This window comes from Candidatus Eisenbacteria bacterium (genome assembly GCA_035577985.1).
Classification (GTDB): Bacteria; Desulfobacterota; Binatia; order DP-6; family DP-6; genus DATJZY01.
The window spans coordinates 39,291-60,739 of sequence record DATJZY010000007.1 but is presented as its reverse complement, the minus strand read 5'-3'; the positions used below and the strand labels follow the sequence as shown (position 1 = coordinate 60,739).

The window sequence follows — 21,449 nt, the reverse complement described above, 5'->3', positions numbered from 1 at the left end:
CGTGCTGCCTGATCGTCGCTCGCCGGAGGTGTCCGGGACATCGCCGACGCGCAGGCGCACCCCTTCGAAGAGCGTGCGCAGGAGCGCGATCGTCCGCCGGACGTAGTCGCGCACCGTCCACCGCTCCGGTGAGGCCGGCAGGTCGCCCGGCATTCCCGGCGCGGGCGGGAAGACGCGCGTCCACGGCATCCAGTGTCCGTCCGCCGTGCGATCGGTGACGCTCACGGTGGAAGCCGGCTCGAACGCCGCGCGCCATGCCTCGGGGTTCCCCGTGAGCTCGGTGTAGCACTCGCGAACGATGCGGAACGCGTTCTCGTACCAGCCCATCCAGACGTGCAGCCCGTGCTCCTCGATGCGTCCTGCGGGACCGCGACCCGATGCGCCCTTGCCACCGAGTCGCCAGCCTTGCTGGTAGACGGTGACCTCGAATCGTCCGCCATGGACGGGTCGCGTCAGCTCGAACGCCGCCGTCATGGCGGCGCAGCCTCCGCCGACGATGGCGACGCGCGTGGGCTGGGTCTCCGTCCGACGGCGAGGGGCGGGCATGACCTACGCCAGATCCTCGCGCACGACGCCGGGCAACCCGAGCACGAAGTCGCCGCCATAGACGCGTCCAGGGGTCTGGAATCCCGGCTCGACGTCGCCCCCGAGGACGCGCGCGACGACCGCCGACGCGGCGAGCGGCGTGAACGCATAGGCCTCCGGCGTGTGGAGGCGCGCGAGCGCGCGGCGTCCAGCACCATCGTCGGCTTCGGCGACCACGGCCATCGTGCGCGATTCCGCGCCGTCGGTGGCCCCCGGATCCTCGGGCAGCAGATCCGCGCAGGCCGCGAGCCACGCCTGTGCCGGTCCCGTCCGCATCATCCAGCCGAAGCCGCGACACGCCGCCAGGAGCCCGCGCATGACCGGCGTCCCCTCGGTGTACGTCTCGACGTTCGGGATGCCGGTCGAGTGATAGGCCGTGGTGAGATCCGCGAGGCTCACGTTGATCGACGCCCGCGGGCCGCTGCCGTAGTCGAAGGCGTGCTCGCGTGAGCCGAGCGGGACCTCGACGAGCCGGCCGTTTCGCCGCACGAGCCCGCGGTCGACTGCTTCGAGGAGCGTCTTCGCCGATCCGCGAGTCACGAAGAAGAGGTTCGTGACCGCGATCGCGACCCGGACCGCGCCGGGAAGACGTCGCGCCACGTGCACCGCGAGGCAGTCCGTCGCAACGACGTCGAAGCCTATCGCGGGCATGATCATGAGACCGCGAGCGCGTGCGTCGGCGTCGCGGGTCGCGAGCCACTCGATCGCGGGAACCTCGGCGCTGAGGTCCAAGTAGTGGGCGCCCGCGCGCAGGCAGGCGTCGAGCACGGGGGCGGCGGTGCGCGAGAACGGCCCGGCCGCGTTCACCACGACGCGTGTACCGTCGAAGGCGCGATCGAGCGCGGCGGCGTCCGAGGCGGGCGCGACGCGGTGCTCACATCCGAGCGCCTCGCCGAGACGCGCGAGCTTCTGTGCATCGCGACCGCACAGCACGGGCCGCCAACCACACTCGACGGCTCGGCGCGCCACCGATCCGCCGGAGTACCCGCTGGCGCCGTAGAGCAAGACCGAGGCAGACATGGAAGGCGGAGCGATGCTATAGCCCATCTGCGCATCATGGAGCCATCACCGAGCCGACGCGAAGCGCGATCGGGGTTTGGAAAGCGCTCGTTTGTTGCCGAGACCCGGTTCGACGGCGCCATCGTGTCGTGCTCATGGCCACGCGAGGTGGTAACGCAGGTGCTCCCCCCGGCACTCCGCCTAGACATTGTGCCGAACGGTGATCGCAACCGACATCCGATCGTCTTCATCTTCGGGGAGCACTATCGCTCTAAGGTGTTCTTCGCCTCGCTAGCGTTGCCTACCGATGTGCGATTCCGCGAGCTCGTGATCGCCGTTCCTTTTGTTCGCACGAGGCGTGGGATGGGGCCCGCGGTTTTTCTGCCCCGCGTGTTCTCGGGGGAGGCGGTTGTCACATGGAGCGGGAATGCGCACTACGGCTTCGCCAAGCGGATGGTCCCGATGGAGTGGTTTGGCAACACATTCGTGGCGACCGACGAGGACGGGGGTCTCCTGGCACATGCGACCGTGGAGCCGCTTGAGGCGTGGCGTCCGGCCGCTCGTAACGGGCGGCCAGGGCTCGTCGGTGCTGAGTCCCTTGGCCGCCTACCGATCCTCGGGCATCTTGCGGATGGTCGCTTAGTTCGGTCTGTCTTCGATTGGGGTTTCGAAGATGCGTGGTTGCGCACCGTTCGGGCAACTGTGTCCATCGACGCTACCGTGGGACAAGGGATCGTCCCTCGCCGGAGCAATTGTGCATCCGCTGGCTGCGTTGAGGTCGCAGGGATGCGTTGGCGGCTCAGCTGGCCCGACTACGCGTACTGACCTCCCTATGGGAGATCGCCGGTATTGGTTCATCGGGATCTGTCCAGCGAGGAGGAATTCGAGCACCGCTTCTGTATCGTTCAGTGGTCGGGGCAAAGTAGCTCCACCTGCTCGGGAGGCCCCCGTCGCGTTCCCGCGGCATGGCGGGCGGCTTGCAAGGTGCAGAGCATCAACGTGCCGACCCATTTCATGGCTAGCTTGATGCGATCACCGAAGGCTTGCCCCACGGTTCGCCACGTTGGTAAAGGGGGCTAATCCCGATGGCGCCTACTTGGATCCGGATGGTTTTGGCTCTATCGCTCTTCATCGGGACGATCGGTTGTCGGCCGCTAGCCCCACCCCCACCGGTCGCCGCCTGCGCGGCGCGGGTTGGCGAAGACGATTTCCGCACCGCCCTCTTCACTGTGTACCAGACAGCGCTGGCGCCCTCGCCTGGGAAACCGCAACCGATACCAGGCCTCAATGAAGCTGCGCATACAATTCGGTGCGGCGCGCCTCGGTTCGGCGAGTTCTGGCGTCGTCTCGCGTTGGCGCGTTTGGCCGCGCGTAGTACGTCCGACCGGTATATCGTGTCTGCCTCGCGCGAACTCTCGGGGCACGAGTTGGTAGACATGCTCGCCAACATTGAGAAGAGGCTCGGCGGGATGTGCGGCGTGGAGAAGCGTTTTGCCGCAGCATACGAGATTGTCGTCCCTGTCGGTTCGACGACGCAGATCGGAATGCCAAGCTGTGCGTCCACGCCACCCGTCACCACTTCGGACGCGCAAGGTTGGCTCGCGACGGCCGAGAGTTCGGTGTGGTTGCAAACGAGCCTATCCCAGGTTGCACGCAATGTGGATCCGCAGGCTTGGAGTACGGGCTGTGGACATCTAGTGTTCCATGACACTCACATCGCCAAGCACGCGAGCGGCGGGGGGTTTACCGTCGACCCAACAACATGCACTGCCAACGCCGGCACACCACACACGTTGGGCACGAAGTGGCACGATGATCTCTTCGAGCACTTCGTACCCGCGACTTACGTTCCGAGCTTCTTCAAGAACATCCTGTCGATAGATGTGTTGCAGGCCCCACCCGGCCCTGCGTACAAGATGACGTACTCCATCAACACTGGGTTGCAGTTCCAAGGTTGGGGGGTGCCTACGCCGCCCTGTGGTACGAGCGGCGTATACATCGATCAGGGCGGCATTACGGCGATCGATGCTGGCAACGGCTGGGAATACGTCGTTGCTACGAAACAGCTTGCCTTCAGCGAACATCTGCCGAACCCTCCGTTGCTGGCACAGGAAGCTGCGGTTGGTTTGCACGCGCTCCTGGACATGATGCCGTTTCTCGTCTGCTGTCCGGCGGGCTTCCCGTAGGTAGGCGACGACCGCCAAGGAGGTGAACATGGGTGCTTTCGATAATCTGCGCGAGTTCATGGACCGATTGAACTTCCTGGCGCTCAAGAACTTCTATCGCACCAAGGCTGCATTAGATGACATCGAGGCGGGTACGTTTTCGACGGCGCAAACATGGCTGAACCCTCTGCTCGTCGCGGACGACATCATTGCGCTCTGGCTGCCGACTGCGAGCACAGCCTTCGCAACTCCACAGACCATCGTGATACCGGGATCGAAGTTGATCGGGACCGCTGCGAAGTCCGTCAATCTCGGGCTAGCGGCCGGCGCGACAGCCAAGGCCACCGCCCTCCAACCGATCGGGATGCCCGTCGGTACCGCTGCAGTGAAGGCCACAGACGTCCAACCCGTGGTTGCTGCACCCAGTCTGAACGTGTCGATCAACAACCTCGGCAACTATGCCGTGGGCAACTACCGGGGCATCGTCTTTGACGGTTCCTGGAGAGGGCTCGCTCTCGTTGAGCTTCAACTCGGACCCTGAAGACACCCCGTATCCAGGCCGGATAATTCGTAGGACGCCGTGGTGAACGACGTTGTTCTAACATAGCCGGGTCTCGCGGCAACGTTGTTCAGTTCCTCGCCAGTACCCACTCCGGCAGCGCGGCGATGAACTGCCGGTCGCGCGAGGCGGGAACGCCCGCGTAGAGCGCCTCGAACTCGTGCCGTGCAGCGCCTGCGAGCGCGTGCGCGATTCCGCGCGCGTGCTCGAACGATCCGTAGGATTCCATTCGATCGCGGAGCCACGCGACCTCGGATTTCCTTCGCCGCATGCGCGGCCGAGCGAGGAAGGTCCGAATCCGGGCGCGGTCGGTGGGCGATGCCTCGCGCAGCAGGTGGATCAGCATGATCGTGCGCTTGCCCTCGGCGACGTCGCCACCGAGCTCCTTCCCGTAGCGACGCGCATCGCCGACGAGGTTCAACAGGTCGTCCTGGATCTGGAACGCGGCGCCGAGGAAGAACCCGAAGCGGATGAAGCGGTCGAGGTCGCGCTCGCTGCGCGTGCCGATGAGCGCTCCGATGCGACTCGGGTAGATCGTCGTGTACCAGCAGGTCTTCTTCAGCACCATGCCGAGGTAGTCGTTCTCGGCGAGGTCCGTCGCGTTGTCGCGCCGCCAGCCGAGCTCGATCGCCTGTCCCTCGATCGACTCGCGCGCCATGCGCTCGGCCTCCTCGAGCACGCGCATCGTCACCCGAGGCCCGAGCGCGGCGCGGTTGTCCATGAGCGCGCGCAGGCCGAGCAGCGCCAGCGCGTCTCCGACGTTCACCGCGACCGGGACGCCGTGGAGGGCGTGGAGCGTCGGTCGGCCGCGCCGCTCCTCGCTCTCGTCCTCGACGTCGTCGTGCACGAGGAAGGCGTTGTGCAGCAGCTCGAGCGCGGCGGCCGAGTGGACGGCGTCGTCGACCGTCGCGCCGAAGACGCGCGCCGTCGCAATGCAGAGGCTCGAGCGCAGCATGCGGCCCCCGCGCCGCGGGTAGTCGGCGACGAGATCGTAGAGATGCCGGTCGGGAGGACGCGGGGCCAGGTAGCGCTGGAGGACGGCACGCGTCACGCGGCCGTACTCGTCGAGCACCTGCGGGACGATTCCGGAGGTCCCCATGTCCGACCGCCGCGGCTATCACACTCGGGGCGGCACGTGAACGGTCACCTGCAGGAACGGCCGGTCGCTGGACGCACGCCGGCTGACGAACGCGTAGAGCGGCCATTCGCCGGGGAGCCCCTTCAGGCGGTGCTTGCCGCGCCGCCCGAACACGAAGCCTCCACCGGCGACGAGCTCGGTCACGGTGCGTGAGACGAGAACCTCGCCCACCGCGGCGAGATTCACGAGGCGTGCGCCGACGTGAAACACGATCCCGCCGAGGCGTGAGCCCCGCCGCTCGCACTCGCCGGAGTGCAGGCCGGCCCGGATCTCGATTCCGAGCGCGCGGCTGGTCTCGGCGATGCTCGCGGCGCAGCGAACGCCCGCCGCCGCGCTGGTGAAAGACGCGACCAGGCCGTCGCCGAGGGTACTCAGGCAGCGGCCCGCGAAGCGTTGGACCTCGCGTCGCACCATGGCCTCGTGCTCCTCCTGGAGGGCCAGCCACTCGCTGTCGCCGAGCTCGACCGCCCTGCGCGTCGAGTCGACCACGTCGACGAACAGTACCGTGATGAGAAAGCGGCGCGTGACACTCGGGCTCGGCCGCAGCGACTCCGCAGCCGGCTTCGCTCGCCCGGCGTTTGCGGTCGGTGTTGCGCTCGATGGTACCGCGGCCGTGGGCTCTGGTCCTTTTGCCACGCGCTCCAGACCTTCGATGACGAGCTCGTCCTCGGTCTCCGTCTCCATGCCGCAGAGCGGCACGCAAGTCCCATGCCGGACCCGGCGCAGCGGGGGGAGAAGGGACTGCACATCGGTGTCCGGGACGCGGTGTCCTGTGGGGACGACGCTCGTGTCCACTGTGGAAGACACCCACAGGCGAATGGTCCCCTGGCGAAGAAGGTAGGCGTTCTCGGCATGTGGCCGTTTGCGCCACCCGGGCGCGGCTGTTAGAAACGGCCCTCCCGTCATGAAGGAAGGCATTCATCCCAAGTACGAGAAGGCGGTCATCGCCTGCGCGTGTGGCAATGTCGTCGAGACGCGTTCCACGACCCCCCAGATCCACGTCGAGATCTGCTCGGCGTGTCATCCGTTCTTCACCGGCAAGCAGAAGCTCGTCGACACGGCGGGCCGCGTCGAGCGCTTCAATCGCAAGTACGGCAAGGGCGGCGCGGCCTCGGCTTGAGGTCCCTGCCGGACGCCGCCGTCCCGGCAGCATGAACGTCCAGGGGTGGAGGCCCGTCCTCTGCCCCTTTTTCGTCTGAGTCGACGGTCATGCTGGAGCGCTTGCAGGAGGTGGAACGACGGTACGAGGAGCTGGAACGCCTCGTCGCCGATCCGGCCGTCATCGCGAACCGCCGCGAGTTCGCGGCGCTCGCGCGCGAGCGCTCGCAGCTGGAGGAGGTGGTGCTTCGCTTCCGCGAGCGCCGGCAGCTCGAGCGCGACCTCGCCGAGCACCGCGAGCTGGCGCAGGACGACGACGCCGAGATGCGCGCCATGGCGAAGGCCGAGCTGCCCGGGTTGGAGACGCGCCTCGTCGCGCTCGACGAGACGCTGAAGCGGCTCCTCATCCCGAAGGACCCGAACGACGAGCGCAACACGGTGCTCGAGATCCGCGCCGGCACGGGCGGCGAGGAAGCCGCCCTGTTCGCCGCCGAGCTCTTCCGCATGTACACGCGCTACGCCGAGCGGCAGGGCTGGAAGATCGAGATCCTGTCGTCGAGCCCGACCGGTCTCGGGGGCCTCAAGGAAGTGATCGCGCTCGTGCAGGGCAAGGCGGCGTACAGCCGGCTCAAGTTCGAGGGCGGCGTGCACCGCGTGCAGCGCGTGCCCGCCACCGAGACGCAGGGGCGCATCCACACCTCGGCCGTGACCGTCGCCGTCCTGCCGGAGGCCGAGGACGTCGAGATCGATCTGCCCGACAAGGATCTCCGCATCGACGTATTCCGGTCGTCCGGCCCGGGCGGCCAGAGCGTCAACACGACCGACTCGGCGGTGCGCGTGACGCACCTCCCGAGCGGCATCGTCGTCACGTGCCAGGACGAGAAGTCGCAGCACAAGAACAAGGCGAAGGCGCTGAAGGTGCTGCGGGCGCGCCTGCTCGATCGCGCGCGCGAGGAGCAGCAGGCGAAGATCGCCGCCAACCGCAAGGCGATGGTCGGGTCGGGCGACCGCTCCGAGAAGATCCGCACCTACAACTTCCCGCAGAGCCGCGTGACCGACCACCGCGTGAACCTGACGATCCACCAGCTCGACCGCGTGCTCGACGGCGACCTCGACGCGATCGTCGATGCGCTCGCGACCAAGCAGCAGGACGAGCAGCTCGAGGCGGCCGGATGACGCCCGCCGTCCAGCAGGCGCTCGGCGAAGCCACACGCCGCCTCGCCGCCGCAGGCGTCCCGGAGCCGCGGGCCGACGCCGAGGTGCTGCTTGCGCACGCGCTCGGCACCGATCGAGTGGGGGTGATCGTGCGCGCGACCGACGCGATGGATCCGGCCGCCGCGGAGCGGTTCGAGGCGCTCATGGCCCGGCGCGAGGCACGCGAACCGGTCGGCTACATCGTCGGCAGGCGCGAGTTCTGGTCGTTGCCGCTCGGGGTCGACCGGCGCGTGCTGATCCCGCGTCCCGAGACCGAGCTGGTCGTCGAGACGGCCCTTCGGGTGGCGCCGCGGGCGCGGCGGATCCTCGACGTGGGGACCGGTAGCGGGGCGATCGCGCTCGCGCTCGCTCGCGAGCTGCCCGCAGCCGAGGTCGTGGCGACCGATCGCATGGCGCCGGCCCTCGCGGCCGCCGCCGAGAATCGCGATCGCCTCGGGCCCCGGGTGCGCCTCGTCCGTGCCGACCTGGTTCAGGCGTTCCGCGACGGCGCGTTCGACCTCGTGGTCTCGAATCCGCCATACTGCGCCGAGGGGACGGTGTTGCAGGCGGAGGTGCGGGATTGGGAGCCGCGGTCGGCGCTCTATGCGGGCCCCGACGGGCTCGGCGTGCTGCGCCGGCTCGTGCGCGACGCGGGGCGCGTGCTCGCGCCCCGCGGCTGGCTCGTGATGGAGATGGGCATCGGTCAGGCGGACGCGATCACCGAGCGCATCGGGGCGGACGGCCGCTATGAGAACGTCGCCGTGCGGTGCGATCCCGCCGGCATCGATCGTGTGATCGCCGCGCAGCGGCGCAGTGGTCGTTAGCGGAGGGGAGGGGGAATGGACTCGATCGTCATCAGAGGCGGCGCGATCCTGAACGGCGAGGTCGCGGTGAGCGGCTCGAAGAACGCGGCGCTGCCGCTGCTCTTCTCGACGCTACTCACCCCCGAGCGCTGCGTGCTGCGCAACGTGCCGAAGCTCGCCGACATCCGGACCGCCGTCGCCGTGCTGAAGCACCTGGGCGTCCGCGTCTCGCCGAGCCCGGACGGTCACGAGGTCATCGTCGAGGCGCGCGACGTCGGCACGACCGAGGCGCCGTACGACCTCGTCAAGACGATGCGGGCGTCGTTCCTCGTGCTGGGACCGCTGGTGGCGCGCTTCGGGCGCGCACGCGTCTCCACCCCGGGGGGTTGCGCGATCGGCGCGCGGCCCGTGGACCTCCACCTCTCCGGGCTCGAGAAGATGGGCGCGCGCATCCGCATCTCCGAAGGGTACGTCGAAGCCGAGGCGGACCGCCTGCGCGGCGCGAAGATCCTGCTCGACTTCCCCTCGGTCGGTGCGACCCAGCAGCTCATGATGGCGGCGGCGCTCGCCGATGGCACGACCGTCATCGAGAACGCCGCGCGCGAGCCGGAGTGCGTGTGCCTCGCGGTGATGCTCCAGCGCATGGGCGTCGTCGTACGCGGGGCGGGCACCTCCGAGATCGTCATCGAAGGACGCTCGCAGCTCGGGGGCGCCGAGCAGGCGGTCATCCCGGATCGGATCGAAGCGGGCACCTACATGGTGGCCGCGGCGATCACGGGCGGCTCGGTGCGCGTCACCGGCGCGCGCAGCGACCACCTGGAGGCGTTCATCGCGAAGCTCGCCGAGTCCAAGGTGGCCGTCGTCGAGGGCGAGAGCGGCTTGCGGGTCGAGGCCAACGGCAAGCTCGCCGCCGTCGACGTCACGACCATGCCGTTTCCCGGCTTCCCGACCGATCTCCAGGCGCAGTTCATGGCACTGATGACGCGCGCGACGGGCACGTCGACCTTCCGCGAGACCGTCTTCGAGAACCGCCTCCAGCACATCCAGGAGCTGGCGCGCATGGGCGCCAAGATCCACATCCAGGGCAACCAGGCGACGGTGCACGGCCCGACCGCGCTCTCGGGTGCGCCCGTCATGGCGACCGATCTTCGCGCCAGCGTGTGTCTCGTGCTGGCGGGTCTTGCGGCGCGGGGCACGACGCGCGTGACGCGCGTCTATCACCTGGACCGCGGCTACGAGCGGGTCGAGGAGAAGCTGCGGGCCCTCGGCGCCGACATCGCACGCGAGAAGGAGGCAGCGACGGCGTGACGCGGCTCGCCGACATCCTGTGCGTCGCCGGGACGCCGCGAGCACGCGCGCGCCTCGATCGTCTCGAGACGCGCGGCGGGCGTACGAGCGCCGCCGTCGAGGCGCGCGTGCGGCGCATCGTCGCCGACGTCCGCCGTCGCGGCGATCGCGCGCTCGTCGACTGGACGCGGCGCCTCGACGGTGTGCGGCGCTCGCCTGCCGGCCTGCGCGTGCCGCAGGACGACCTCGCGGCCGCGTTCCGCGACCTGCCGCGCGTCGCTCGGCGCGATCTCCTGTTGGCCGCACGGCGCATCCGCGCGTTCCACTCGCGTCAGCGCGAGCGCTCCTGGACCTTCCGCGACACCGCCGGCGCTCGCATCGGACAGCGGCTGACCCCGCTCGAGCGCGTCGGCGTCTACGTGCCCGGCGGCCGCGCCGCCTATCCGTCGACCGTGCTGATGACGGCCATCCCGGCCCGGGTGGCGGGCGTCGACGAGATCGTTGCCGTGTCGCCGTCGGGTCCGGGCGGCTACGCCCCCGTGATCCTCGCCGCGTGCCACGTGGCGGGCGTCGACGCGCTCTATCGCGTCGGCGGCGCGCAGGCCGTGGCCGCGCTCGCCTACGGCACGAAGGCGATCCGGCGCGTCGACAAGATCGTCGGCCCGGGGAACGTCTACGTCGCGACCGCGAAGCGCCTCTGCTACGGGCAGGTGGACATCGACTCGATCGCCGGACCGAGCGAGGTGCTGGTCATCGCCGACGGCTCGGCCGATCCGGCCCTCGTCGCGGCCGACCTGCTCGCGCAGGCCGAGCACGATCCGCTGGCGGCGTCGGTCTGCCTCACGTCCGATCGCCGGCTCGCCGAGCGCATCGTCTCGGCGCTCGGGACGCAACTCGCGGCGCTCCCGCGCCGGGCGATCGCCGCAGCGTCGCTCGCGTCCTACGGCGCGATCGTCGTCACGCGGTCGATCGCGGAGGCGATCGAGATCTCGAACCGCCTCGCGCCCGAGCACCTGGAGCTGGCCGTCCGTGCTCCGCGGCGATGGGTGTCGCGCCTGCGGCACGCGGGGGCGATCTTTCTGGGGCAGCGCACGCCCGAAGCCTTCGGGGACTACCTCGCAGGTCCGAACCACGTGCTTCCGACCGGCGGCACCGCACGCTTCGCGTCGCCGCTCGGCGTGTACGACTTCGTGAAGCGCACGAGCCTCATCGAGGCGGGACCGCGGACGCTGCGCCGGCTCGGCCCGGCCGTCATGCGGCTCGCCGCGCTGGAAGGCCTCGAGGCCCACGGTCGCGCGGTCGCCCGACGGCTCGTGGCCCAGGCAGGAGGACGCTGATGGCAAGAGGAACACGACGACCGGCGACGCGACCGAGGACGGCGGGGCCGGGGAAGGACGGCCGCCGCGCGACGGTCACGCGCACGACCAAGGAGACCGACATCCACGCGACGCTCGGGCTCGACGGGCGCGGCGTCTACGACGTCGCGACCGGCGTCCCGTTCCTCGACCACATGCTGGAGCTGTTCACGAAGCACGGCTTCTTCGATCTCACGCTACGCGCGAAGGGCGATCTCCACGTCGACCACCACCACACGGTGGAAGACGTCGGGCTCGTGCTCGGCCAGGCGCTGCGCGAGGCCCTGGGCGACAAAGCTGGCATCCGCCGTTTCGGCGAGGCGACGGTGCCGCTCGACGAGGCGCTCGTGCAGGTCGTCGTCGACCTCTCGGGCCGGCCGTTCCTCGTCTACGAGGCCGACGTGAAGCAGCAGAAGATCGGCGACTTCGACGTCGAGCTGATCCACGACTTCCTGCTCGCGCTCGTGAACCAGGCGGGCATGAACCTCCACGTCCGCATGCTGTCCGGTCGCAACCCGCACCACGTGGTGGAGGCGGCGTTCAAGGGGCTCGCCCGCGCCCTCGATCTCGCGACACAGCGCGACGCGCGCGTCAGCGGCGTGCTGTCGACCAAGGGAACGCTCGGAGGCTGACGTGGGCGTGAGGCCGCTCGCCATCGTCGACTACGGAGTCGGCAACCTGCGCAGCGCCCAGAAGGCGTTCGAGCACCTGGGCCAGCCGGCGGTCGTGACGAGCGACGCCGCGGTGATCGCCACGGCGCCGGCCGTCGTGCTGCCGGGGCAGGGTGCGTTCGGCACCTGCATGGAGAACCTCGCGCACGCGGGGCTCGCCGAGGCCGTCGTCGCCGCCGCCCGCTCGGGGCGGCCGTTCCTCGGCATCTGCGTCGGCATGCAGATCCTCTTCGAGGAGAGCGAGGAGTCGCCCGGCGTGGCGGGTCTCGGCATCTTTCGCGGCAGGGTCGTGCGCTTCCCGCAGCGCGCCGACCTGAAGGTGCCGCACATGGGATGGAATCAGCTCCGGATCCGCAGGCGGGTTCCCGCGCTCTCCGGCGTCGCCGACGGCGACTACGTCTACTTCGTCCACTCGTATCACCCCGAGCCGCTCGACCCCGACATCGTCGCCACGACGACCGACTACGGGGTCGAGTTCGTCTCGAGCGTCGGCCGCGACAACGTCTACGCAGGCGTCTTCCACCCGGAGAAGAGTCAGCAGGTGGGGTTGAAGCTCCTCGCGGGGTTCGTCAAGACGATCCGGGAGGCCGCGTGAGCGGCCGACGCCCATCGGAGCCCGGCGTGCAGCGCCGGGCGGACGGGGGCATGTGCGCAGGTGCGCTCTGCGCACCTGCTTTCAAGGAGGCCGCGTGAGCGGCCGACGCCCATCGGAGCCCGGCGCGGCGAGCGCCGGGCGGACGGGGGCGCTTGCACGGGTGCGCGAAGCGCACCCGCTCTCAAAAGCATGATCGTCTATCCCGCCATTGATCTGCGCGGCGGGCGCTGCGTGCGCCTGACCGAAGGCGACTTCGCGCGCGAGACCGTCTACGGCGAGGATCCCGTCGCCATGGCCCGGCGCTGGGAGGCCGCGGGCGCGCGCTGGCTCCACGTCGTCGACCTCGACGGCGCGCGCGCCGGCGGACCCGTGCAGTCGGAGATCGTCGGACGGATCTGCCGCGCGGTCACGATTCCCGTGCAGGTGGGCGGCGGCCTGCGCGACGCCGCCGCCGTACGGACGGTGTTCGACGCCGGCGCCGCCCGCGCGATCCTCGGCACGGTCGCCGTGCGCGATCCGGGCCTGTGCGCGGAGATCTGCCGGACTTTCGCGGGGCGCATCGCGGTGGGGATCGACGCGCGCGACGGGTTCGTGCGGGTCGCCGGCTGGGAAGAGGGATCGGCCGTGCGCGCGACGGAGCTCGCGCGCGAGGTCGCGGCACGCGGCGCCGCCGCCATCGTCTACACCGACATCGCCCGTGACGGCACCGAGCGGGGCCCGAACCTCGAGGACACGCGCACCGTCGCACGCGCGGCGGCGATTCCCGTCATCGCTTCGGGCGGCGTCGGTGCCCTCGCACACGTCGCGGCGGCGGCGGCGCTCGCGGCCGACGGCGTCGCGGGCGTCATCGTCGGGCGCGCGCTCTACACCGGCGCGGTGAGGCTCGAGGACGCGCTGCGCGTCGCCGGAGCGGCGTAGTGCTGGCCCGGCGCATCATCCCCTGCCTCGACGTCAACGCGGGACGCGTCGTGAAGGGCGTCCGCTTCCTGGATCTCGCCGACGCCGGCGACCCGGTCGAGGTCGCGGCGCGCTACGACGCCCAGGGCGCGGACGAGCTCTGCTTCCTCGACATCACGGCGTCGCACGAGGAGCGCCCGATCATCCTCGACGTGGTCGCACGCACCGCCGAGCGCTGCTTCATGCCGGTGACGGTCGGCGGCGGCGTGCGCACGATCGACGACATCCGCCGGCTCCTCGGTGCCGGCGCGGACAAGGTCTCGATCAACACGGCGGCGGTGCAGAATCCGGCCTTCGTGCGCGAGGGATCGGTGCGGTTCGGCGCGCAGTGCATCGTGGTCGCGATCGACGCGCGCCGTCGCGTGGCCGACGATCCGTCGGCGGGTTGGGAGGTGTACACGCACGGGGGCCGCAAGCCGGTCGGGCTCGACGCCGTCGACTGGGCGGCGCGCATGGAGGACGCCGGCGCCGGCGAGATCCTGCTGACCAGCATGGACCGCGACGGCACCAAGGCCGGCTACGACCTCGAGCTCACGCGGACGATCGTCGATCGCGTCGGCATTCCGGTGATCGCGTCGGGCGGGGTCGGAACCCTCGAGCACATGTACGCGGGGCTCACCACCGGCGGCGCGAGCGCGGCGCTGGTCGCGTCGATCTTCCACTACGGCACCCACACGATCGGCGAGGCGAAGCGCTTCCTCGCCGAGCGCGGCGTCCCCGTGCGAGCGGGCGGATGAACTGGCTCACCGACCTGCTCGGCGTCTACGGGCGCGTGTTCGCGCGCGCGATCGATCTGCTCGCCGTCAACTGGCTGCTCGCCGTGATGGTGATCGCGTATCAGGCGATCATGCTCGGCGCCGGCCTCGCGCTGATGCCGCTCGGCATGGTCGGCGGGACCGCCGGCGGTCTGGTCGGGAGCATCATGGCGATGCTCGTGTGGGCCGCCTGCGCGAGCTCGTTCCTGGCCCTTCTGGGGCGCGTGATCCGCGACGGTCGCCTGAGCCCTCGCGAGGTGCCCGGAAGCTTCACCCTGCACCTGGGCGACGTGCTCAACGTCGGCTTCCTGCTCTTCGGCCTGCAGCTCGTCGGCCGGCTCGTCCTGGTTCCGTTTCCGTATCTCTACATCGTCTTCGGCATCGCGGTGCTCGTGTTCTTGAACGCGGTGCCGGAGATGCTGTACCTCGGGAACATCGCCGGGCCGGCGCTCTTCGTGGAGAGCTATCGCTTCATCGGGCAGTACTGGATCGAGTGGTTTCCGCCCACGCTCGTGCTGGCCGCCGTCTCGCTCGGGGCGCTCGCCGTCATCCCCGGCGGCATCTTCGCCGTCCTGGGCTGGGCCGTCGCCGCGGTCGCAGTCACGTTTCTGTTCCTCGTCCGCGGTCTCCTGTTCCTCGAGCTCACGACCTCGAGCCGGCGGGCGCGCGAGTTCCAGCGCCGCTCGGCGGGGTGAGGTAGCGTCTCGGATGGGCCCTCGCTAGACTCCATGCGGGAGGTGGAGCCGCCGGTGGGGGGACGTGTGACGTTGATGGTCGGGCTGTTGGCGCTGGTCGCGGCGGCCGGTGTGCAAGCGGCCGATCCCGACCGCGGCTGGACGTTCCTCGTCGACAAGCTCGAGCGCGATGGCATTCCGCGGGACCGTGCCGAGCGCGTGTTCCGCGACGAGCGGGTCGACGAGTTCGACGGCCTGTCGTTCTCGCTCCAGCCGCGCGAGTCGCAGCTTCTCTATCGGAACCTGCGGACGCGGGCGACGGCCGGGCGCGCGCGCCTGTGCATCGCCGAGCACGGCGCCGCCTTCGAGGAGGCGCAGGAGCGCTATGGCGTGCCGGCCAACGTGGTCGCCGCGATCATCCAGGTGGAATCGGGCTGCGGTCGCAACACCGGCCGCTCGCGCATCCTGCCCGGACTCGCGCGGCTCGCCATGGCGGCCGAGCCCGAGAACCTGGAGCGCAACATCGCGCGCCACACGCTGCTCGACATGGATCGCTCGGAGACCTCCATCGCGAGCTGGACGCGCTGGCGCGGGCAGGCGCTCGAGGACATGTTCTACCCCGAGGTCCGGGCCACCTTCGACATCGCCGATCGGATACACGTCGATCCGCTCGAGATCCGCGGATCGGGCTCGGGCGCGTTCGGCATCCCGCAGTTCCTGCCGCGGAGCTACCTCTGGTTCGGGGTCGACGGCGACCAGGACGGACACGTCGACCTCTACGACCCCGACGACGCGATCCCGTCCTGCGCGCACTACCTGCAATACTACGGGTGGCGCCCGGGGCTCTCACGCTCCGAGCGCCAGAACGTGATCTGGGGCTACAATCACTCCGACGCCTACATCAACACGATCCTGTGGGTCGCGGGCGAGGTGGGCTCGCCGACCCCCGAGCCGCCCGAGAAGGCGCGCAAGGCCGTCCAGCTCGCCTCCCGCCGCAAGACCACGAAAACGACCAGGACGGCCACGAAGACGACGAAGGCGACTACGAAGTCGAAGGCGACGTCGGCGAAGCGTCGCACCTCAACCAAGACGACGCATCGGTAAGCCCGCGCGTGCCGAGCGTTGCCGCGCCAGCTTCGCTGGCCGCGGCATACCGGCCGCGCGTACCACCCAAGCCACACCCTCGCCCCCGCCCCGAGCTGTCGCTCGGGGCGGCGCTTCTAGTGCTGCGCTTCGAGCCAGCGCTCGGCGTCGATCGCGGCCATGCAGCCCGAGCCGGCCGCGGTGACGGCCTGCCGGTAGGTCGGATCCTGCGCGTCGCCGCACGCGAACACGCCTGGCACGGAGGTGTACGTCGACTTGTCCTTGGTGAGGACGTAGCCGCGCTCGTCCATGTCGAGCTGGCCGGCGAAGAGCTTCGTGTTCGGCTCGTGCCCGATCGCGATGAAGAGGCCGTCGACCTTCATCTCGCGCTTGGCCCCGGTCTTCGTGTCCTGGACGACGATGCCGGTGACGCCGCCCTTGTCGGGCTCGCCCAGCACCTCGGCGACGACGCTGTTCCATTCGAACGCGATCTTCGGGTGCTTCTGGGCGCGCTCCTGCATTATCTTCGAGGCGCGGAGCTCGTCGCGCCGATGGAGCACGTGGACCCTGGTCGCGAACTTGGTGAGGAAGAGGCTCTCCTCCATGGCCGTGTCGCCGCCGCCCACGACCGCGACCGCCTTGTCCTTGAAGAAGAAGCCGTCGCAGGTGGCGCACGCCGACACGCCGTAGCCCATGAGCTTCTTCTCGGTGGGAATGTCGAGCAGCTTCGCCGTCGCACCGGTCGCGATGACGAGCGTCTCGGTCGTGTGCTCGGTGCCGCCGATGGTGAGATGGAAGGGGCGGCGCGAGAGGTCGACCTTCGTCACGTCGCCGTACAGGAACTTGGTTCCGAAGCGCGCCGCCTGCTTGCGGAAGATCTCCATCATCTCCGGGCCGAGAATGCCGTCGGCGAAGCCGGGGTAGTTCTCGACGTCGGTCGTGATGGTGAGCTGTCCGCCGGGCTGCGTGCCCTCGACGACGACGGGGCCGAGGTTCGCACGCGCGGCGTAGATGGCCGCCGTGAGGCCCGCGGGGCCGGAGCCCATGATGAGGACGCGATGGGACGTCGAATCGGACATCGGGCCTATATAAGAACGCCCCCTCGCTGGGGCAACCTCGGCTTGTGAGCCCGCAAAGGACCGTGTAGCCACGGCCACGTGCCCCGCCGACGCCTCTCGCACGTGGACCGGAGTGGCCGCGCCCGCATGGTCGACGTCTCGGCGAAGGCCGTGACGGCGCGCGAGGCGGTCGCACGCGGCGAGGTGGCGATGCGTCCGCAGACGCTGCGGATGATCGCGAGCGGCACGCTGCCGAAGGGCGACGTGCTCGCGGTGGCGAAACTCGCCGGCATCATGGCCGCCAAGCGCACGGCCGACCTCGTACCGCTCTGCCATCCGCTGGCGCTCTCGCACGTCGACGTCGTCCTCGCGCCCGATGCCGAGGCCTCCCGCGTCACCATCGAGAGCACGGTCCGCGTCGAGGCGCGCACCGGCGTCGAGATGGAAGCGCTCGCCGCCGTCGCCGTCGCGGGCCTCACGCTCTACGACATGTGCAAGGCGGTCGACCGCGAGATGACGATCGGCGCGATCCGGCTGGTCGAGAAGCGCGGCGGCCGGAGCGGCACGTTCGTCCGGCGCGGCGAGCGCCGGCGCTGAGGCCGATGCACGAGATCGTCCTGCGAGCGGGGCGCGAGCGACCCGTGCGCGCCGGGCACCCGTGGATCTTCTCGGGCGCGATCGAAACGGGCCTCGACGACGCGACGCCCGGAGACCTCGTCCGCGTACGGGCGAGCGACGGGGCGTTCCTCGCGATCGGCTACGCGAACCCGGCGACCACGATCGCCGTGCGCGTGCTGTCCTGCGTGGACGAGGACGTCGACGACGCGTTCGTCGCGCGGCGGATCGCGGCGGCGCTGGAGCTCCGGCGCGTGACGCTCGGCGACGCCACGGCCTGTCGCGTCGTCAACGGCGAGGGCGATCGCCTGCCCGGCGTGGTCGTCGATCGCTACGGCGACGTCCTGGTCTGCCAGTTCCTCACGGCGGGCGGAGCGCGGCTCGCTCCCGCGGTCGTGCGGGCGCTCGACGCCGCGCTCGCGCCGCGCACGATCTTCGAGCGCAGTGACGGCGCCGTCCGGCGCGAGGAAGGCCTCGCCGGGCAGACGGGCGTGCTCGCCGGCGCGCCGCCGCCCGAGCGGGTCGAGATCGAGGAGGCCGGCGCGCGCTTTCTCGTCGACGTGGTGCACGGACAGAAGACGGGCTTCTTCCTCGATCAGCGCGAGAGCCGCGCCCGCGTCCGCGCCCTCGCCGGCGCGCGGCGGGTCTTGAACGCGTTCGCGTACACGGGCGCGATCTCGATCAGCGCGGCGCTCGGAGGCGCCACCGACGTCGTTTCGATCGATTCCTCGCGTCCCGCGCTCGAGATCGCCGAGGCGGCGTGGCTGCGAAACGGCCTTGCGCCCGAGCGGGCGCAGTGGCTGTGCGGCAACGTGTTCGAGTACCTGCGTGCGGAGCCCGACCGGTTCGGGCTCGTGGTCGTCGATCCGCCGCCGTTCGTGCGCCGGCGCGACGACCTGGCTGCGGGCCTGCGTGGCTACAAGGACGTGAACCTCCAGGCGCTGCGGCACGTCGAGGAGGGCGGCTTCCTTCTCACATGCTCCTGCTCGCAGCACGTGCCGCGCGACGCGTTCCGCGATGCGGTGGGCGCGGCGGCCGCGGACGCGCGCCGCCCGGCGCGCATCGTCGCGGAATGGGGGCACCCTCCCGATCATCCCGTGCTGCTCGCGCACCCCGAGGGCCGCTACTTCAAGGCGATGCTCCTCCAGGCGTGACGGGGCGCCGCGCGATGCCTGGTTCTAGGTATCGCCTGGGCTCGCCGCGCGCACTATCGCCGTCGGCATGGATGCGGTGTGGGATGGGGGCGAGGGAACGGCGCTCGACGCGCGCACGCGGCTCCTGGCGGTCGGGGCGCGCGCCTGCTCCGACGTCGAGCTGCTGGCGATCGTGCTCGAGGGTGGGCTGGTGCGCCTCCCGGGCCTCGGGCTCGCGCGCGAGCTGATCGCGTACGCCGGCGGCCTCGAGCGGCTCGATCGGATCGATCACGGCGTGGCGCCGATGGTCGGACGCGCCGCCGCACGGCGCGTCGCCGTCGTGCGCGCGGCGATCGAGCTCGGCCGGCGGGCGAGTGCCGTCGCGCTCGTCCCGACCGAGCCCATCCGCGACGCGGCGGCCGTCCACGCCCACTTCCGCGGCCGGCTGCCGCAGCTCGATCGCGAGGTGTTCCTGGTGCTGCTGCTCGACGGCCGCAACCGGCTCCAGGGCGAGGTGCGGGTCTCGGAGGGCACGCTCACGTCTGCGCTCGTCCATCCGCGCGAGGTGTTCGCGCCCGCGGTGCGCGCCGGCGCGGCGGCGATCATTCTGGTCCACAACCATCCGAGCGGCGACCCCACGCCCTCGGCCGAGGACGCGGCGCTCACCGAGCGCATGCGCCAGGCCGGCGAAATCATCGGCATTCGCGTGCTCGACCACGTCGTGATCGGGCAGGGGCGCTACGTGAGCCTCGCCGAGGAGCGGCGGTGGTAAGAAGGGCTGCCGGGCGATCTACGTCGCGGTGGCGACGCGCCTGGGCCTTCCGCTCGTCACCTGGGACGACGAGCAGCGGGACCGGGCGCACCGGGCCGTCGCGATCCTGTCCGTGACCTGACCCCGAGGCGCTTCAGAACGGAATGTCGTCGTCCTCGGGCATCGGGGTCGGGGGCGCATCGCCCTCGGCGCCGCCGCCCGCGCCGCGTCCGGCGCCGGCGCCTTCACCGCGGCCGCCGCCCAGGAACTGGACGCGCTGGGCGATGATCTCGGTGATGTAGCGCTTCTGCCCTTCCTTGTCGTCGTACTGGCGGCTGCGGACCGATCCTTCGATGAAGACCTGACGGCCTTTGGCGAGGTACTGCCCGCAGGTCTCGGCCTGCTTCCCCCACACGACGATGTTGTGCCACTCGGTGCGGTCCTGGCGCGTGCCGTCCTGCGCGGTCCACTGCTCCGACGTCGCGAGCGAGAAGCGCGCGACGGCGCGCCCGCTCGGCGTGAAGCGCAGCTCCGGATCCCGCCCCAGATTGCCGATCAGCATGACCTTGTTCAGCGACATCGCCGCACCTCCGTGTGCGCGGGACCATAGTCGGGCCCCTGCGCACGGTCAACGCGGCGACGAAGATCGGCGATACCTTTTAGTGAAATGCTCTCGGAATGAGGTTGTTCGTGCGCGCCTCGCGCTCGAGCGGCTCGCGGAAGTCCGGGTGCGCGATCCCGATGAGCGCCCGGGCGCGCTCGGCGACCGACTTTCCCTTGAGGTTCACCATGCCGTACTCGGTGACGACGTACATCGCGTCCGTGCGGGGCGTCGTCACGATGTTGCCGGGAGTGAGCGAGCACGTGATGCGACTCTTCCGCTCCCCGCCCTTCTGGTAGGTCGACGCGAGACAGATGAACGACTTGCCGCCGCGCGACGCGTAGGCCCCGCGGACGAACTGGAGCTGACCGCCGGTGCCGGTCAAGTGCCGGTAGCCGGCCGACTCCGATGCGGCCTGTCCCTGGAGGTCGACCTCGGTCGTGTTGTTGATCGAGACGACGCGATCGTTGCGCATGATGTTCTGTGGCAGGTTCGTGTAGTCGACGGGTGCGCCGTACACGCCCGCGTTGCGATCGATGAAGTCGTACTGCCGGCGCGATCCCGCGGCGAACGTGAATACGATCTGGAAGGGGTTCAGCTGCTTGCGTGCCCCCGTCACGAGGCCGGCGTCGACGAGATCGATCATGCCGTCGACCAGCATCTCGGTATGGATGCCGAGATCGCGCACCCCGGCCTCCTTGAGGAGGGTGCAGACCGCGTTCGGCATGCCGCCGATGCCGATCTGCAGGCAGGCGCCGTCGGGGATCTCGGGCGCGATGAGCGTCGCCACCTTGCGATCGACCTCGGTCGCCGTCGGGTTGCCGATCTCGGGGATCGTGCCTCGACCGCCGTCGATCACGTAGTGGACCTGGCTCTCGTGGATCGCGTTCTCGTGCCCGTAGACGTACGGCATGGCTTCGCACGTCTCGACGACGACGACCTTCGCGCGCTCGGTCAGCGCCTTGTGGTAGACGACGGAGCCGCCGAAGTTGAAGTACCCGTGCTCGTCCATGGGGCAGGTCTTCACGCACGCGAGGTCGACGCGGTCCACGAAGCGCCGGTAGTAGTCGGGCGCCTCGCCGAAGTTCATGGGGATGTAGTTGCACAGGCCGGCGTCGTGCTGCTGGCGGTCGTAGCCCGAGAAGTGCCAGTTGAAGGTGAGGAAGTGCTCGCCGGTCGGATCGGCGGCGAGAACGGCGCGCGGCTGCATGGTGAGGCACGAGCGGATCTTCACGCCGCGCAGCTCGTCCTTGCGCGCCGCGAGCGCGCGATCGAAGAGATCCGGCTGTCCCAGGCCGAGGCCATAGTCGATCCACGCGTCCGATGTGACGAGCGCTGCGGCCGCGTCGGCGGAGATGCAAGTCGGTGCCATC

23 protein-coding genes are annotated in these 21,449 nt (G+C 70.2%); 16 read left to right on the top strand and 7 right to left on the bottom strand.

The genetic code is table 11. The features are described from left to right. Together VMS22_00755 and VMS22_00750 are read right to left on the bottom strand one after the other, a co-directional pair. Nucleotides 1-546: NAD(P)-binding protein (locus VMS22_00755; GenBank protein HXJ32541.1), on the bottom strand; the 546-nt coding region annotated here is incomplete at its 3' end. Nucleotides 547-549: 3 nt separating this feature from the next. Further along, the gene (locus VMS22_00750; GenBank protein ID HXJ32540.1) at nucleotides 550-1,605 is read right to left on the bottom strand and encodes a saccharopine dehydrogenase NADP-binding domain-containing protein; all 1,056 of its coding nucleotides are present in this window, start codon (nucleotides 1,603-1,605) and stop codon (nucleotides 550-552) included. Nucleotides 1,606-3,020: 1,415 nt separating this feature from the next. On the opposite strand from VMS22_00750, the gene VMS22_00745 reads away from it, so the two are divergent. Next, nucleotides 3,021-3,770 carry a hypothetical protein gene (locus VMS22_00745; GenBank protein ID HXJ32539.1) on the top strand — a complete coding sequence of 250 codons (750 nt, stop codon included), beginning with the start codon at nucleotides 3,021-3,023 and terminating at the stop codon, nucleotides 3,768-3,770. A gap of 28 nt (nucleotides 3,771-3,798) precedes the next feature. After that, nucleotides 3,799-4,290: a hypothetical protein gene (locus VMS22_00740; GenBank protein HXJ32538.1), complete on the top strand. Its 492-nt coding sequence runs from the start codon at nucleotides 3,799-3,801 to the stop codon at nucleotides 4,288-4,290. A gap of 88 nt (nucleotides 4,291-4,378) precedes the next feature. Here VMS22_00740 and VMS22_00735 read toward each other — a convergent pair whose 3' ends face one another. Together VMS22_00735 and VMS22_00730 are read right to left on the bottom strand one after the other, a co-directional pair. Then, complete coding sequence (locus VMS22_00735; protein HXJ32537.1) at nucleotides 4,379-5,407, bottom strand: polyprenyl synthetase family protein; 1,029 nt, start codon at nucleotides 5,405-5,407, stop codon at nucleotides 4,379-4,381. A gap of 18 nt (nucleotides 5,408-5,425) precedes the next feature. Beyond that, nucleotides 5,426-6,130, bottom strand: a complete 705-nt coding sequence (locus VMS22_00730) for an adenylate/guanylate cyclase domain-containing protein (protein HXJ32536.1) — start codon at nucleotides 6,128-6,130, stop codon at nucleotides 5,426-5,428. A gap of 220 nt (nucleotides 6,131-6,350) precedes the next feature. Between VMS22_00730 and rpmE the strand changes: the two genes are divergently transcribed. The 11 genes from rpmE to VMS22_00675 all read left to right on the top strand — a co-directional run bounded on the left by rpmE (nucleotide 6,351) and on the right by VMS22_00675 (nucleotide 15,939). Continuing rightward, nucleotides 6,351-6,566, top strand: a complete 216-nt coding sequence (gene rpmE / locus VMS22_00725) for a 50S ribosomal protein L31 (GenBank protein ID HXJ32535.1) — start codon at nucleotides 6,351-6,353, stop codon at nucleotides 6,564-6,566. Between the two features lie 89 nt (nucleotides 6,567-6,655). Next, nucleotides 6,656-7,720 (top strand): peptide chain release factor 1, encoded by a 1,065-nt coding sequence (gene prfA, locus VMS22_00720; protein HXJ32534.1) that lies wholly within the window; start codon nucleotides 6,656-6,658, stop codon nucleotides 7,718-7,720. Continuing rightward, nucleotides 7,717-8,562: a peptide chain release factor N(5)-glutamine methyltransferase gene (prmC, locus tag VMS22_00715; protein HXJ32533.1), complete on the top strand. Its 846-nt coding sequence runs from the start codon at nucleotides 7,717-7,719 to the stop codon at nucleotides 8,560-8,562. Before prfA ends, prmC begins: the two co-directional genes overlap by 4 nt. Nucleotides 8,563-8,577: 15 nt before the next feature. After that, on the top strand, nucleotides 8,578-9,849 hold the full coding sequence (murA, locus tag VMS22_00710; protein HXJ32532.1) for a UDP-N-acetylglucosamine 1-carboxyvinyltransferase: 1,272 nt from the start codon (nucleotides 8,578-8,580) through the stop codon (nucleotides 9,847-9,849). Continuing rightward, nucleotides 9,846-11,165, top strand: a complete 1,320-nt coding sequence (gene hisD, locus VMS22_00705; protein HXJ32531.1) for a histidinol dehydrogenase — start codon at nucleotides 9,846-9,848, stop codon at nucleotides 11,163-11,165. The genes murA and hisD overlap by 4 nt, the downstream gene beginning before the upstream one ends. After that, nucleotides 11,165-11,815, top strand: a complete 651-nt coding sequence (hisB, locus tag VMS22_00700) for an imidazoleglycerol-phosphate dehydratase HisB (protein ID HXJ32530.1) — start codon at nucleotides 11,165-11,167, stop codon at nucleotides 11,813-11,815. Before hisD ends, hisB begins: the two co-directional genes overlap by 1 nt. A 7-nt stretch (nucleotides 11,816-11,822) precedes the next feature. Then, nucleotides 11,823-12,449 carry an imidazole glycerol phosphate synthase subunit HisH gene (gene hisH / locus VMS22_00695; GenBank protein HXJ32529.1) on the top strand — a complete coding sequence of 209 codons (627 nt, stop codon included), beginning with the start codon at nucleotides 11,823-11,825 and terminating at the stop codon, nucleotides 12,447-12,449. A 189-nt stretch (nucleotides 12,450-12,638) separates the two neighbouring features. Further along, nucleotides 12,639-13,367, top strand: a complete 729-nt coding sequence (gene hisA, locus VMS22_00690) for a 1-(5-phosphoribosyl)-5-[(5-phosphoribosylamino)methylideneamino]imidazole-4-carboxamide isomerase (protein HXJ32528.1) — start codon at nucleotides 12,639-12,641, stop codon at nucleotides 13,365-13,367. Beyond that, on the top strand, nucleotides 13,367-14,143 hold the full coding sequence (gene hisF / locus VMS22_00685) for an imidazole glycerol phosphate synthase subunit HisF (GenBank protein ID HXJ32527.1): 777 nt from the start codon (nucleotides 13,367-13,369) through the stop codon (nucleotides 14,141-14,143). The genes hisA and hisF overlap by 1 nt, the downstream gene beginning before the upstream one ends. Next, on the top strand, nucleotides 14,140-14,856 hold the full coding sequence (locus VMS22_00680) for a hypothetical protein (GenBank protein ID HXJ32526.1): 717 nt from the start codon (nucleotides 14,140-14,142) through the stop codon (nucleotides 14,854-14,856). Before hisF ends, VMS22_00680 begins: the two co-directional genes overlap by 4 nt. Nucleotides 14,857-14,910: 54 nt before the next feature. Next, on the top strand, nucleotides 14,911-15,939 hold the full coding sequence (locus VMS22_00675) for a lytic murein transglycosylase (protein HXJ32525.1): 1,029 nt from the start codon (nucleotides 14,911-14,913) through the stop codon (nucleotides 15,937-15,939). 116 nt (nucleotides 15,940-16,055) lie between these two features. Here VMS22_00675 and trxB read toward each other — a convergent pair whose 3' ends face one another. Next, complete coding sequence (gene trxB / locus VMS22_00670) at nucleotides 16,056-16,997, bottom strand: thioredoxin-disulfide reductase (protein HXJ32524.1); 942 nt, start codon at nucleotides 16,995-16,997, stop codon at nucleotides 16,056-16,058. A 78-nt stretch (nucleotides 16,998-17,075) separates the two neighbouring features. On the opposite strand from trxB, the gene moaC reads away from it, so the two are divergent. From moaC to radC, 3 genes are all read left to right on the top strand, one after another. Next, the gene (gene moaC, locus VMS22_00665) at nucleotides 17,076-17,573 is read left to right on the top strand and encodes a cyclic pyranopterin monophosphate synthase MoaC (GenBank protein HXJ32523.1); all 498 of its coding nucleotides are present in this window, start codon (nucleotides 17,076-17,078) and stop codon (nucleotides 17,571-17,573) included. A gap of 5 nt (nucleotides 17,574-17,578) precedes the next feature. After that, on the top strand, nucleotides 17,579-18,745 hold the full coding sequence (locus VMS22_00660; protein ID HXJ32522.1) for a class I SAM-dependent rRNA methyltransferase: 1,167 nt from the start codon (nucleotides 17,579-17,581) through the stop codon (nucleotides 18,743-18,745). Between the two features lie 67 nt (nucleotides 18,746-18,812). Next, complete coding sequence (gene radC, locus VMS22_00655; protein HXJ32521.1) at nucleotides 18,813-19,496, top strand: DNA repair protein RadC; 684 nt, start codon at nucleotides 18,813-18,815, stop codon at nucleotides 19,494-19,496. 133 nt (nucleotides 19,497-19,629) lie between these two features. On the opposite strand, the gene VMS22_00650 is transcribed toward radC, so the two are convergent. Both VMS22_00650 and VMS22_00645 read right to left on the bottom strand, forming a co-directional pair. Beyond that, nucleotides 19,630-20,055: a single-stranded DNA-binding protein gene (locus VMS22_00650; protein HXJ32520.1), complete on the bottom strand. Its 426-nt coding sequence runs from the start codon at nucleotides 20,053-20,055 to the stop codon at nucleotides 19,630-19,632. A gap of 79 nt (nucleotides 20,056-20,134) precedes the next feature. Further along, nucleotides 20,135-21,448: an acetyl-CoA hydrolase/transferase C-terminal domain-containing protein gene (locus VMS22_00645; GenBank protein ID HXJ32519.1), complete on the bottom strand. Its 1,314-nt coding sequence runs from the start codon at nucleotides 21,446-21,448 to the stop codon at nucleotides 20,135-20,137. Nucleotide 21,449 lies beyond the last annotated feature (1 nt).